Below are 13,179 nucleotides of genomic sequence, written 5' to 3' on the forward strand. Positions count from 1 at the left end.
CAATAAAGCCCTTGGATATTGAAGTATATCTCTTCTTAAAAAAAATATTCTTATGAACAGTTTTTATAACATCTTTACGAGCTCTTTGGGCCGAAAATTTACAATGGCATTGAGTGGACTGTTTCTCATCAGTTTTTTGCTTGTGCATATGTCGGTCAATGCACTCATATTTTATAATGATGGTGGAGCAACGTTTACTGTTGGCGCACATTTTATGGCTACAAATCCTGTTATCCGGACTTTAGAAATCGTGCTTATTTTTGGATTTGTGCTTCATATTCTACAGGGGCTTCTGTTGTGGAAAAAAAACAGAGATGCGCGCCCCATTAGATATGCATATCCATTGGCTACTCCGAGAATAAAATGGTACAGTAAGAGTATGACTTTGCTGGGGACACTTTTGCTTCTGTTTTTGGTAATACACACGTCCAACTTTTGGATACCCAATCGTATTCACCAGTTTCGTTATGACGAGGAACTGCCACTTTATGATTTGATGCTGGAGAAGTTTAGTAATCCCCTGGAAGTTTTGGTTTATTCATTTGGTTGTGTATCCTTATTTTGGCATCTCTTGCATGGTTTTAATAGTGCATTTACTTCGCTAGGAATATCTCATCGTCGATATAATGGTTTTATAAAATGGATGGGTACCAGCTTTTCAGTTATTGTGCCGTTTGTATTATTTTTAATGCCGCTGTCCATTTATTTTAAGTGGATAAAATGATTGAATAGATTGCGTATATTCGGACTATAGCCAAAATATCAACGCATCAGTAAGCATTGTATGGGTACTGCTGTACTTCAGTTCTGGATAAAATGAAAGCAAATAAAAAAAACAATCCTAAAAATGATGTGTCCCAGCAGAGCATTGCGTATTACCAAAAGGAGCGCGAGATTCTATTGGCATTAGGCAATGATTTGACTAAAGTTCGTGACAAAAATGATCTCATTCGGCTTTTTAAGGATGGTATAAAAGGCTTATACTTTATTACGCATACCATCGTCACCACCATCGATTATAAAGATGATACGTATAGCCCTTTCCTTCTTGACAATGATGGTTCTCCAATTCGGGAGCACCCGCGTTACGCCGAAATGATAAAGACACGTTTTCCACTTAATGAACCATTTATTCAGGCTGTATTGGATGCTTCGGAGCCGGTTTCATTTGTATTATCGGATATTATGGACGATCCCATAAGCCCAGCATTTCTACGCGTCAATTATGAAAAAGGTGTTCGGGAAATTTTAATGGCCAAATTGATGCGTGAGGGACGTGCTATTGGTTTCCTTCACATTTATACCGATCAAATTAATGGCTTTAGCCAAAATTTCAGGGATGTCATTGTTGGTATTATTCCCCAGATATCGAGTGCAGTTTCTAATATCGTAAAAAACGAAGAGCTGCTAAAAAGGGAAAAGGAGAAGACCTTTTTACTCGAATTCAGTAGCCGAATGGCTGCCGTTCGGACAAAGGAAGAATTAACAGAGACTGTTCGGGATGTATTGAAGCAACTTAGTCCGACCGGAAGTTTTGTCATTCGGCGAATCTGTGACGAAACGAAATCTTTTACAGCACCCTACATTTATGATTTCGGAACCCATCCCTTACCGAAAGTCAAAGTGGATTGGTTCCAACAATTACCCCTCAATGATGGTTTACAGAACCGTATTTTAACTAGTGCTATTCCGTTGTTATTTGATGTCGACCGGGAGGTGCAACGTGGTATTACTTCAGGTTATCTCCATTATTGGAGGTCATTGGGGATAGCGACATTTACAGGGATACGGTTGCGGAATGGTGAGACCAATTTAGGCCTGTTGTTGTTGGAGACTGCCGAAATCAATATTCCCTTACTTCAGAGCATTTGTGCACAGATCTCAACGGCTATTTCCAATACGCTGGCTAATGAACAGCTCGTTAAAAAGCAGCAGGAGCAATCTTTTTTATTGGACTTCAGCAATGATATTACCCAGCTTAGGACGAAGCAAGACCTTCAGTCGGCTATCAGTCGGGTTTTGGACAAAACCCTATCCACGAGATTGTCCATGATCCGTGTGATCGAAGCAGACGGAACCCACTTATCTCCTTTTATGTATGATGCTACATTGTTTGCAGATGCAAAAAACGATTTTGATAAACTGGCAAGTAATCTTATTACCATCGATGAACTATATACTGCTCAAGTATTTGCCAGCAAGGAGGGCCTTGTGTTCAATGTCGATGAGGAAATTAAAAAAGGAAACGATTACGCCCGACTGTGGAAGACCACAGGGCGAAGAAATATGTATGGCTTGCCTTTGCGGATCGGTGATAAAAATATAGGTACGATATGGTTGCTGGCAGATCAGCTCAATAAAATGCTCATTAAAGGCATTTGTTCACAGATTTCAATTGCCATCGATAATATCCGGGCAAATGAACAACTGTTGACCTATAAAAAGAATCTGGAAATAGAGAATGATTATCTAAAAGAGCAGATCCGGACCATTTACAATTTTTCTGAAATTATTGGCAGTGGCGAGCCTATGCAGCAAGTATATCACCTGATGTCTCTCGTTGCAAGTACTGCCACTACTGTTCTGGTTACAGGTGAAACGGGGACGGGAAAGGAATTGGTCGCCCGTGGTATCCATACATCCTCGGATCGGAAAGATAAAGTCATGGTCAAAGTAAATTGCGCCGCCTTGCCTGCCCATCTGATCGAAAGTGAATTATTTGGACATGAAAAAGGTGCATTTACAGGTGCTTTCGAGCGCCGTATAGGTAAATTTGAATTGGCGCACGAAAGCACACTGTTTTTGGATGAGATCGGAGAACTTCCGTTAGAAGCGCAATCAAAATTGTTGCGGATCATTCAGGAACGTGAGCTTGAAAGAATCGGTGGGCAACAGACCATCAAAATTGATGTTCGCCTTATTGCCGCGACCAATCGCAATTTGGAAGAAGAGGTAAAAGCCGGACGTTTTCGGGCTGACCTATATTTCCGGCTCAATGTGTTTCCGATTCAACTACCGCCACTGCGGGAACGGCTTGACGATATCGCCCAGCTTACTGACTTTTTTATACAAAAATATAGTCGCTATACGGGCCGCAAGATTAAGAAAATTATGCCAAAAGTCATTCAGCAGTTGCGTGGTTATAGCTGGCCCGGAAATGTACGCGAGCTTGAACATCTGATAGAACGATCTATTCTTTTAACCACAACAGAGATAATTGAACATATCTATCTTCCACAGCCACATGTTGAGTCTGGACAGGATGAATTACAATTGCTAAACTACTCACTAGACGAATTGGAGCGCAATTATATTATTCAGGTTTTAAAACGTTGTGCCGGGAAGATTTCTGGTCCGGGAAGTGCATCAGAAATTCTACAAATTCCTGGGAATACCCTGCATTCAAAAATGAAAAAACTAAATATTAGAAAGAACGAATATTTTAGCTAATTGTTATCAGAGATCTTATAAAATATTAAATAATGTATATTGGAAGAAGCTATAAAATAACCGAATTTATTTTCTGGACACGACGAAAATTGTTTCTATTGCTCCTCATGAGTATTGTTCCAGTTTTCTTCTATGAATTATTGGGTTTTACCTGGCTGGTGGTACCCTGGCCTATAGTTGCTTTTTTAGGAACGGCAACAGCCTTTGTGGTCGGATTTAAAAACCAGCAGACCTATAATAGGACATGGGAGGCACGTGATATCTGGGGTCTTAAGATTGGCATGAGCAGGGCTTGGGCAATGATGTGTCGCGATTTTATCAAAGACAGCGAGATTGCACGTGAGATTACTTTTCGCCATTTGGCTTGGCTCACGGTGCTGCGATATGAGTTGCGGTCCAAGCGGGTTTGGGAAAATATTGATAAAACTTACAATCGCGAATATGCTACCCTCTATACTATTCCAGAGAAGGAAATAGCATTGCCAACTGCACTACAAAAATATATTGGTCATGAGGAACTTGAAAAAGTGATTTCCGCCAGGAATCCAATTACGCAACTAATGAGTTTGCAGAGCGTTGCACTGGTACATTTGTCGGATACTGGTGACCTGGACAATGGCCGTTTTTTTGAACTGCATAAATATCTGAGGGAATTCGCAGTCCTCCAAGCCAGAAGTGAAAAAATAAAAAATTTTCCTTATCCGAGACAATATGCAACCGTCAATCGAATATTTGTCTGGCTTTTTTGCATGTTGTTACCTTTTGCCATGTTAAAGGAGTTTGATTCGTTAAATCAATTAATAGCTGGATTGATGAAAGGCCACATGGTTTGGCTTGTCATACCCTTCAGTATGATTATATCCTGGGTGTATACCTCATTGGATCAAGTCGGAGAGAGTACTGAAAATCCTTTTGAAGGCAGTCCCAATGACATTCCTATCTCTCAAATGTGTCAAAATCTTGAAAATGAGATAGGGGATATATGGGGAGATTCAAAATTTGCTCAGATCATTGATAACCGGAATAATATTATTTTGTAATTGGACCAGAGGATCCGAATGGCAAACCAATATCACGTATTGGTGCTTTCTCTCACTTTATCTTATGGTGCTGACATCTCGAATGAATCAATTTCTATCATGTCGAAACTAACATTAATGATTTTAAAAAGAATCGCCTCATATAGATTCTCGGAATGATTGTTGTTCTAGAGACTGTCTCACAAACTACGTAATAAAAAAAACTAAGTTCTATTGTTATAACTGAAATCGGTATTATCATATTATTTTCTTTCCTCAATTGTGTCCGGGCTGCCTTAAGACGGGAAAGCATCGAGATTTTTTTTAAAGCCCAGCGCCTTAATGTTGGTAAATGAATAAAAAGGCCAAACTGAGGAAAAATTAGAAGTCAACGTGCTTAAGTAGTTTTTTGCAGGTAAAATACGAAAGGACTACTCAATTTTTTCAAAGGGCAGTCCTTTTTTCGTTATATATCCGAATAATCTGTTGGCCTACAAAGTGTAGTTACGTTTTTAGAAACATTATTCTGATATTCTGGTAAGTCAGCCATGGGTTTATACAAAGGTCCAAAAGCTTTCCAATGAGCATCGCGCTCTGTCATGTTTTCGAAAGTCGTAAGATAAATTAAATTAGGCATCGTGCTGCCGGCAATGACCTGACCATAAAAAACGGCATTAAAATTCAGTTTTTTGAAGATATCGATTTCACCGTTATTAAACATGGAGATTTTATTTGCGGATAACTTTTCCGTTGGAGCTTCATAGCTCCTCAGTTCGTAAACACGTTCACTTTTATCAGAGCTTAATTTTGGAAAGGAAAGCAATGGCATTCCCTCAAAGGCTTTCATTAAAATCGTTTCAATCCTTGAATATGGTGGGTGATTATATGCGGCTTCTAAATACTCCTTCCCCGACGCTTGATACCGTTTATCTTTTAAAATATCTACGTCAAGATTTGCATATTTTTCAAGATTAGCCGATGAACTGAATACGTAAACTAATTTATCCGCTTTATCCTTATTGTCAATCGGTTTGAAAATAGCAATTTCTTTAAATCCTAATCTGTGCATTGCTGGCAAGTAGGCTTTTTCAAGAAAGCGATCGATCACCTGTTCTTGTTCTGTGGTCTGAAAGTGATAAACTTTCAATTGAAAATAAGTGGTTGCTGTGTGGGCAAAACAGCTGGATTGACTACTGATAAAAATCAATAAGATTAGCATCCAATGTCCCGGATTCATAGATCTGACCATGTTTAACATTTAGTTTTATAGATTTAGATTATTATTTTTTGTTTTCTTATTATTAAGAAAATACAGATTAAAAATATGATTTTTTTTGTACAGTACAGCTGCTAGAATCATAACCATGCTATTTAGGTATTCAGTTACCGGATTGCGTTGGTATTTTCTATCCAGCTTTTCGGGGTCATCACACAGCTATTGAGAACAGTTTGTTTTCTAAACCCATCGAATTCGATGGGTTTAGAATTCGGGTTATACTTTCTTTCCTAAAAACCTATATAGTATGAAATTCGCACCCTTATTGAGTATTTTAAAGAAATTAGACATCATACTATGTAAAACTTGTAAGACATGGACTTTATTAAAGCGAATAAAGAAGGCCTAAAACTGTTTGCTTATCAGCTTTTATGCTCCACCAAGGATTTGGAGCTTCAAGAACAAGTATTTCAGAAGATCGGATTAAAAGAGACCTCATGGATGCTTCAAGATACTGAGATTATATTCTCGAAATAAAATACGGATAAAATCGAAAATTATTCATATCACTCTAAACTTTTATATAATCGAATGTGCATTGATCAGCATGGTGCCAGTACTTGGCGTATACGAAATGCAGTTTTGTAGGATAGCCAACCTTGGCTACTGTTTTACCCAATAAAATGTTTTTGAAAAAATGCCTTTATGAGCCACAATTTTCAGCTTCTTTCCCTGCAGGTACATTTCACAATTACCCTTTTGGCCAGTGTCGTGATTTTCCACTGTCCCTTTCCATTCATTTTTTTCAAAACGCACATTATAGAGTGTTGATCGGCCTTTGGGATCAAGACCGGAGAACTTACCGTTATTATAAGAGATGGTGATAATGAAGCCTTCCTCAGTTTTCCATTTACCTACAAAATTATCATTGGCAGATTGGGCAACACAAATTATTGTCATGAACATGATGACAAGAGATGACAGTACTTTTTTCATATTGATTGTTTAATGATTTAATACTGCAAAGCAAATTAAAATAATCTGCAGTGTTTTTAATATATCTTAAAAAATGAAAACACTTACCTGCCCGCCCGTATCACGCTTAGTGTTTGCTGTGTAATACCTAGATAGGATGCAATATGTCCTAGGGATGCTCTCCGCAATATGCCAGGGAATTTGTCGAGCAGATTTTTATAGCGTTGTTCGGCCGTTTGAAATTGTAAAGCAAGAGTTTTATCTGACAACATACTAATCACTTGCAGCGACACCTGCAACTGGTAGTCTTTAAAAGCAGGTATACTTTTACAGAGTTCGTCGAGTTTGCTGTAAGGGATAATGCGCAAACAGGATTCTTCCAATACCTGTTTGCCATAGGGGTGAGGTCGGTTAAAAAAAATACTTTCAAATGATACCAAGAAATTATTCTCATCGAAAAAATAATGGGTGATATCTTTTCCATCTAAATTATAAAAAGCGCGTATCAGTCCTCTTTCGATAAAATAAATATTTTGGTGGTGATTATCTGGCTGAGACAATAGGGTTCCTTTCGCAAAAGTTTCTGTGGCAAAGGCGTTGTCGATAGCTTCGCATTCTGCATTGTTCAATTTTGTGTGCCTAAGCAGATAAGGTATAAGTTCCATTTAGTTCAAATATAAAAAAATGAAGCAGTCTACCTATGATTTCTATTATTATTTATCCCAAGCTTTCATGGCTTTTGAAATCTTGGATCAGTGTACGGGGATCATAGTCCAGGAGACCCATTCGTTACAAAAGCAAGATAAGAAATCTATTTAGCTTATTGCGTAGTGTTTTTATTGCTTTGCCCAAGTGTGCTTCGACTGTTTTTTCGGAAATATCCAGTTGTGCTGCTATTTCTTTTTGGGACAAATGTAAATCCCGGCTCATTCGAAAAACAAGCTGACATTTCTCAGGAAGCTCAGTAATCGTTTTTTCGAGTATCTCTTTGAGATCGAGAAATTCAAGCCATTGTTGTGTCGAATCGTCCAATATGGAAGTGGTTAAGCTCTCTACATACTTTTGTTGATTGTAATGCTTGTCCAACACTTTGATAACTCTATACTTGACAGATATGGCCAAATAGGCGTTTAAACTTGTGGTGATTTCAAGCTTTTCTCTTCTATCCCATAAGGACACGAATATATTTTGCACCACCTCTTCTGCTTCCTCCGTATCATTGAGTCTTAAACTTGCGATATGAAATAGCCGTTTCCAATACCTAGTATAGATTTCCGTAAAAGCATTATGATCCCCTCCAATCATCAATTTAGTCAGTTCTGCATCGGTATATGTTTTTAAGTCAATCATAGTTATCGGACATTGTTTTCATCCAGTAGGTCAAGTAATATGCAAATCTGTATATTATTTTGAAAATAATAGTAAAAAAAATCAATCCATATAAATATACGTTTTAAGTTGTATTTGCGCTACTCTACACGTGAATTAGAATGGTAGCGAATTATATTCTCAAAATATTTTTTAGCATGGACTAAGGGATTTATATTTCACAGGAGACATATCCGTAAAGCCCCAATTATGGAACTGGATGACAATATACAAAAGTATCAGTACTTAGCTTCCAAATGGCTAGATAAAACCATCGCAGAAGAAGAACTACAGGCGTTTAATTCATGGTATAATAGCGATCTGGGAAAAGAGGTAGAGCTATCAGACTCCTCTGTGGTATCTGAGGAGCAGTTGGAACAGCGAATGCTAAGAAATATCAATCAGAAGATCAATAGACCGAGGGAGATCGCGCTATGGCCACGCATTGCAGTAGCAATGACTTTCTTGATATTCTTGAGTATAGCCTTTTATATTTATCAGTACGATAAGACAGTGCAAGACCAATATGTCACTACGTCAATGACAAAACACGTTGCACCAGGGCAAAGCGGAGCAACACTTATCTTGGCTGACGGAAGGCAGATTTCTTTACCAGGTAAAGAGACAGGAGCGTTAGCTCTTGAAAATGGGGTTCGCATATCGAAAACCGCTGATGGTCAACTTCATTACGAGATTGAAAATGATCAGCACCAAGTTCAGGGCGTGAACATATTAAGTACCTCAACCGGTGAAACCTACGTGGTCACTTTGCCCGATAAATCAAAAGTATGGTTAAACGCAGCTACTTCCATCGAATTTGCAGCAGGATTTAATGATCCCAATGTCCGCCTGGTCAAGTTAAAAGGTGAGGCCTATTTTGAAGTGTCAAAAGATAGAAAAAGACCTTTTATTGTCTCTTCTGATAAACAGCAAGTTGTTGTATTGGGGACGCATTTCAATATCAATACCTATGCAGGCCATCCCTATACTGAAACAACTTTGGTAGAAGGTTCCGTAAAAGTCACCGATTTAGCAACAAAAGCATTTAAGATCCTTAAACCATCGGAGCAGTCGCGTATCAGCAAAGGTAATATTGAAGTTAAGAAAGTCGATGTAGCCGAAATGTTGGCCTGGAAAAGTGGAGAGTTCGCCTTGGGGTCGGAAGATTTCGAAACCACATTACAGAATATAGAGCGGTGGTATAACGTACAATTTGATCATGAGGGAATTCCGTTGAAAGATATCACATTAGACGGGTGGATCTCGCGTAGCAGCGATCTAACAGAGGTATTACACAAAATAGAAAAAGGAACAAACATCCGATTTGAAATCAAAGGAAGGAGGATTATTATAAGTAGGTGAAGAAATGAAAACAAACTAAAAGGTCAGAAGGATAAAGATCCTTCTGACGATGAAAAGTAAATATCAATTATTTAATTCAAAACACTACAGCTTGGAACCTAATCGTGTTTTGCTAACCAATATTTAACTCAAATGTATAAAAATTTTTGTTTTAAATTGACCCTTATGCGCCTAACCACCGTCATATTATTTATGTCCATGATGCAAGTGTATGCCCTCACGACTTTTGGACAGCGAGTGACTCTGAATGAAAAGAATAGCTCTTTAAAGAGTGTCCTTCGAAAGATCCGAAATCAAACTGGATACGATTTCATCTTTGATCGTAAGTTGATGGACAGGGTAGGGCCGGTAAAGATCAATGTTACGGACGTCACCTTGGAAGAGGCGCTAAAGGGTCTCTTCACGACCAAGGGTCTTTCCTACCAAATGGATGGTAAATTAATTGTGGTCACAGCACCGCCTGCAAAGACGCTTAAAACTGGTCCTATACGCCAACAGCAAATCGATGTAAGAGGGCGTGTATTGGATCAGTATGGGCATCCGCTTCAAGGTGCGACCATTTCCGTGGCGACTATTACCTCCACCGAAAACGAAGAAACAGGGGATTTCTCAATGACTGCCAAAGGAAAGAAAGCGGCAACGATGACAAATGCCAACGGCGAGTTTTCTTTGCAGGGAATACCTAATCAGGCCTATATTGCTGTAAGCTACATTGGTTATCAGGACTATAATGCCAAGGCCGCTACTGACATGGGCGTTATCAAACTAAAACTTGCGGGGACTTTGGACGAGGTTTTAGTCAATACAGGGTATCAATCACTGAGCAAAGAGCGCAGCGCCGGATCTTTTGCCAAACCAGATATGAATGTCATCGCCGATCGTACAGGATCCATGAATCTGATTCAGCGGCTGGACGGCTTGGTACCTGGTCTGGTGATCAACAATGCACCCAATACAATATATGGCAAAAGCGCGCCGTTTCTGATCCGCGGTCTGACTACGATTGAGGCGAATACAAACCCGTTGGTCGTGGTGGACGGAATAGCCATGGATGTGAACGACATTACCGCTATAAATCCACAGGATGTAGCAGATATCACCGTTCTCAAGGATGCTACTGCTGCTGCAATTTGGGGAGCGAGGGCTGCAAATGGTGTCATCGTAGTAACCACTAAAAAAGGTAAAAGTGGGGCGATGCGGATTACCTACGATGGATTTGTCAATTTTCAGGGCCGTCCGCAATATGATTACTTTCCAGTACTCAACAGTGCTCAATTCATTCAGGCCTCTCGAGAAACATTTGATCCTGTGAGACAGCCTTATTCAGCAGTAACTACCTATAATCCCAATACGGGAGTGTCGACGGGATTGACTCCAGATAGACAGATCCTTTACGATATCCACCGGGGTGTATTGACCGAGGCACAGGGAAAGGCAAAGTTGGACAGTCTGTCAGGACTCAATAATGTCGGACAGATCGGTGAACTGTTTTATCGGCCGGCAATGGTCATGAATCATACCTTATCCATTGCTGGAGGTAGTGATAAGCATACTTTTTATAACTCCTTAGCATATACCAACAACCGCTCCGCTACACCCGGAAGCAAGGATGAAACATTCAAGATCAATACACGTCAGGACTTCGCGTTCAACCGATTCCTAAAAGCTTACTTGATCGCCGATCTCAACTATCAGTCTATGTCTTCCAAGAATCATAAAGCGATCAATAATCAGTTTTTGCCTTATCAGCTATTTCAGGATGCCGCGGGGAAATCACTGGATATAAACTATATGGGCTATCTTTCTGAGCATCAGCGATCATCCATTGAAAGCTTAAGCCAGATTGGTCTGGCTTATAATCCCCTTGAAGACATGGAGACAGGCCAAGGGAACAGCAAAAATCTTACAGGACGTTTTAATTCAGGGCTGACAATAGATATTATAAAAGGGCTTCGTTTTGAAGGCGTTTACGGCTATGTGCGCGGCAACTACCGGACTCAACAATATTTTGACCATTCCAATTATCAACAACGCATCAATGTTGTCAATTTTGCCAAAAAAGGGGCCGATGGGAATATTGTCTATCATCTACCGACGACTGGGGGAGAATACAGTGTCAATAATGCCACCATGGAAAACTGGTCCGTTCGAAACCAGCTGAACTACACAATGAGCTGGAAAGATAATCAGCACCAGTTGTCGGCTTTACTTGGACAGGAGGCTCAAGAACAGATCACCACCGTCAATACGAGTCGGGTCCATGGGTATGACCAGGTATTGCAGACCTATGCGATGCTTGATTACAAAACATTGAGTTCCACAGGTGTGATCAATCCCATTTTGCCGATATCAGGCGCAAGCTCAAAATTACCAGTCAATAGTTATTTCGGAGAGCTAGAGTCTGTTCCTCGCAGTAGGTTTACCTCTTACTATGCAAATGCGGGGTATACCTTTGCTCGAAAATATACACTCAATGCAAGTTGGAGAAATGATCAGAGCAATTTATTCGGTATCAATAAATCAGCACAACGTCGCCCTGTCTGGAGTGTGGGGCTAAAGTGGACACTGACGCAGGAACCTTGGATGGAAAAAATGAAGCCAACGGTAAATCTACTCGCTTTGCGTGCCACCTACGGTATCACAGGCAATTCACCAGCGCCGGGTTTTGCCTCATCCAAGGATGTTCTGGCCGCAACGGCAGATCCCAATGCACCTGGAGGCTCCTCATTAAGTATAAGCACGTTGGCGAATCCAAATCTGACTTGGGAGCGCACAAAAAATTATAATCTGGGGCTTGATTTTGGATTTTTGAATAACAGGATAAACGGCTCTTTAGAGTTTTATCGTAAAGAGACATCTGACCTGCTGGGGCGTCTTGGTATCAATCCACTTACCGGAACGACATTTATCAATGGGAACGTTGGGAGCTTACGCAATACTGGTGTAGAGCTGCTCTTGAATACCACCAATATCGAGCGAAAAGATTTCTTCTGGAGCACGATGTTGACCATGTCCTATAACAAAAACAAGGTAACAGATTTTGGTTATCTAGCCGCACCCATCACTACCGGGAATGCACTGATCAATTCGGATTATGTTAAAGATTATCCGGCATTTAGTGTATTTGCGTATAGATATGCTGGTCTGGACAATGCAGGAGATCCGCAGGTGCATCGGGCTGATGGTACCATCACCAAGGTCAGACAAGATACCAAGCCCGAAGATATAAGCTACATGGGCGTATACCAGCCTGTTTGGAGTGGTGGGTTCAGCAATTTATTCCGGTATAGAAATTTCGGCTTTACGATTAATATGGTCTACAACCTTGGGCACGTTATGTTCAGGGATGTTAATAAGACTTATACTGTAAGTAATAATGGAAGCTTCATTGGGAATCAAAATTTTCAGTCAGGTAATCTACATGCAGATTTTACCAATAGATGGCAAGTCGCTGGAGACGAATTGAAGACAGATATCCCATCTTTTTTGAGTGATGCAGGAGCAAATGAAGCCCGCGACCTACAATATTATATCCGTGCCGACCGGAATGTTCTGAGTGCTTCCTACATCAAAATCAGGGACATGGCATTTTCTTATCAAGTACCCGAAAATATGATTAAGCGAATTCGACTGGAGGGTTTAAGTTTCCGGGTTCAACTTTCCAATATCATGTTGTGGAAAAACAATAAGGATGGAATTGATCCCGAATTTCAAATCGCGCGTTATGGGGTCAGAACAATGCCTTTTAACCAAAATACTGTCACCATTGGAGCCCATTTAACTTTTTAG

At 40.0% G+C, this 13,179-nt stretch carries 10 protein-coding genes; 6 read left to right on the forward strand and 4 right to left on the reverse strand.

The features are described from left to right. Positions 1 to 52: 52 nt before the first annotated feature. From LC454_RS17140 to LC454_RS17150, 3 genes are all read left to right on the forward strand, one after another. Positions 53 to 724: a succinate dehydrogenase cytochrome b subunit gene (locus LC454_RS17140; protein ID WP_223583691.1), complete on the forward strand. Its 672-nt coding sequence runs from the start codon at positions 53 to 55 to the stop codon at positions 722 to 724. A gap of 92 nt (positions 725 to 816) precedes the next feature. Beyond that, positions 817 to 3,450, forward strand: coding sequence for a sigma 54-interacting transcriptional regulator (locus LC454_RS17145; RefSeq protein WP_223583692.1), 2,634 nt, complete (start codon positions 817 to 819; stop codon positions 3,448 to 3,450). A gap of 32 nt (positions 3,451 to 3,482) precedes the next feature. Continuing rightward, complete coding sequence (locus tag LC454_RS17150) at positions 3,483 to 4,490, forward strand: bestrophin family protein (RefSeq protein WP_223583693.1); 1,008 nt, start codon at positions 3,483 to 3,485, stop codon at positions 4,488 to 4,490. A 445-nt stretch (positions 4,491 to 4,935) separates the two neighbouring features. Here the strand turns inward: LC454_RS17150 and LC454_RS17155 are convergent, their stop codons facing one another. Next, positions 4,936 to 5,718 carry an NIPSNAP family protein gene (locus tag LC454_RS17155; protein ID WP_223583694.1) on the reverse strand — a complete coding sequence of 261 codons (783 nt, stop codon included), beginning with the start codon at positions 5,716 to 5,718 and terminating at the stop codon, positions 4,936 to 4,938. Positions 5,719 to 6,060: 342 nt separating this feature from the next. Between LC454_RS17155 and LC454_RS17160 the strand changes: the two genes are divergently transcribed. Continuing rightward, positions 6,061 to 6,222, forward strand: a complete 162-nt coding sequence (locus tag LC454_RS17160) for a hypothetical protein (protein ID WP_223583695.1) — start codon at positions 6,061 to 6,063, stop codon at positions 6,220 to 6,222. Positions 6,223 to 6,348: 126 nt separating this feature from the next. On the opposite strand, the gene LC454_RS17165 is transcribed toward LC454_RS17160, so the two are convergent. The 3 genes from LC454_RS17165 to LC454_RS17175 form a co-directional block, all read right to left on the reverse strand. Continuing rightward, on the reverse strand, positions 6,349 to 6,681 hold the full coding sequence (locus LC454_RS17165; protein WP_223583696.1) for a hypothetical protein: 333 nt from the start codon (positions 6,679 to 6,681) through the stop codon (positions 6,349 to 6,351). A gap of 83 nt (positions 6,682 to 6,764) precedes the next feature. Beyond that, entirely contained in the window at positions 6,765 to 7,325 is a 561-nt protein-coding gene (locus tag LC454_RS17170; RefSeq protein WP_223583697.1) for a Crp/Fnr family transcriptional regulator, read from the reverse strand. Positions 7,326 to 7,449: 124 nt separating this feature from the next. Continuing rightward, entirely contained in the window at positions 7,450 to 8,010 is a 561-nt protein-coding gene (locus LC454_RS17175) for an RNA polymerase sigma-70 factor (protein WP_223583698.1), read from the reverse strand. Between the two features lie 228 nt (positions 8,011 to 8,238). Between LC454_RS17175 and LC454_RS17180 the strand changes: the two genes are divergently transcribed. After that, a complete protein-coding gene (locus tag LC454_RS17180; RefSeq protein WP_223583699.1) occupies positions 8,239 to 9,390 on the forward strand; it encodes a FecR family protein in 1,152 nt (383 codons plus the stop codon). A gap of 165 nt (positions 9,391 to 9,555) precedes the next feature. Further along, positions 9,556 to 13,179, forward strand: coding sequence for a SusC/RagA family TonB-linked outer membrane protein (locus LC454_RS17185; protein WP_223583700.1), 3,624 nt, complete (start codon positions 9,556 to 9,558; stop codon positions 13,177 to 13,179).

Origin of the sequence: Sphingobacterium sp. GVS05A (genome assembly GCF_019969845.1) — a bacterium.
Classification (GTDB): domain Bacteria; phylum Bacteroidota; class Bacteroidia; order Sphingobacteriales; family Sphingobacteriaceae; genus Sphingobacterium.

Excerpts from the sequence above, each read along its gene's own strand:
- LC454_RS17155 (WP_223583694.1), bottom strand. The coding sequence starts at position 5,718 with ATGGTCAGATCTATGAATCCGGGACATTGGATGCTAATCTTATTGATT.
- LC454_RS17160 (WP_223583695.1), top strand. The coding sequence starts at position 6,061 with ATGGACTTTATTAAAGCGAATAAAGAAGGCCTAAAACTGTTTGCTTAT.
- LC454_RS17185 (WP_223583700.1), top strand. The coding sequence starts at position 9,556 with ATGCGCCTAACCACCGTCATATTATTTATGTCCATGATGCAAGTGTAT.
- LC454_RS17140 (WP_223583691.1), top strand. The coding sequence starts at position 53 with ATGAACAGTTTTTATAACATCTTTACGAGCTCTTTGGGCCGAAAATTT.
- LC454_RS17145 (WP_223583692.1), top strand. The coding sequence starts at position 817 with ATGAAAGCAAATAAAAAAAACAATCCTAAAAATGATGTGTCCCAGCAG.
- LC454_RS17150 (WP_223583693.1), top strand. The coding sequence starts at position 3,483 with ATGTATATTGGAAGAAGCTATAAAATAACCGAATTTATTTTCTGGACA.
- LC454_RS17180 (WP_223583699.1), top strand. The coding sequence starts at position 8,239 with ATGGAACTGGATGACAATATACAAAAGTATCAGTACTTAGCTTCCAAA.
- LC454_RS17170 (WP_223583697.1), bottom strand. The coding sequence starts at position 7,325 with ATGGAACTTATACCTTATCTGCTTAGGCACACAAAATTGAACAATGCA.
- LC454_RS17175 (WP_223583698.1), bottom strand. The coding sequence starts at position 8,010 with ATGATTGACTTAAAAACATATACCGATGCAGAACTGACTAAATTGATG.
- LC454_RS17165 (WP_223583696.1), bottom strand. The coding sequence starts at position 6,681 with ATGAAAAAAGTACTGTCATCTCTTGTCATCATGTTCATGACAATAATT.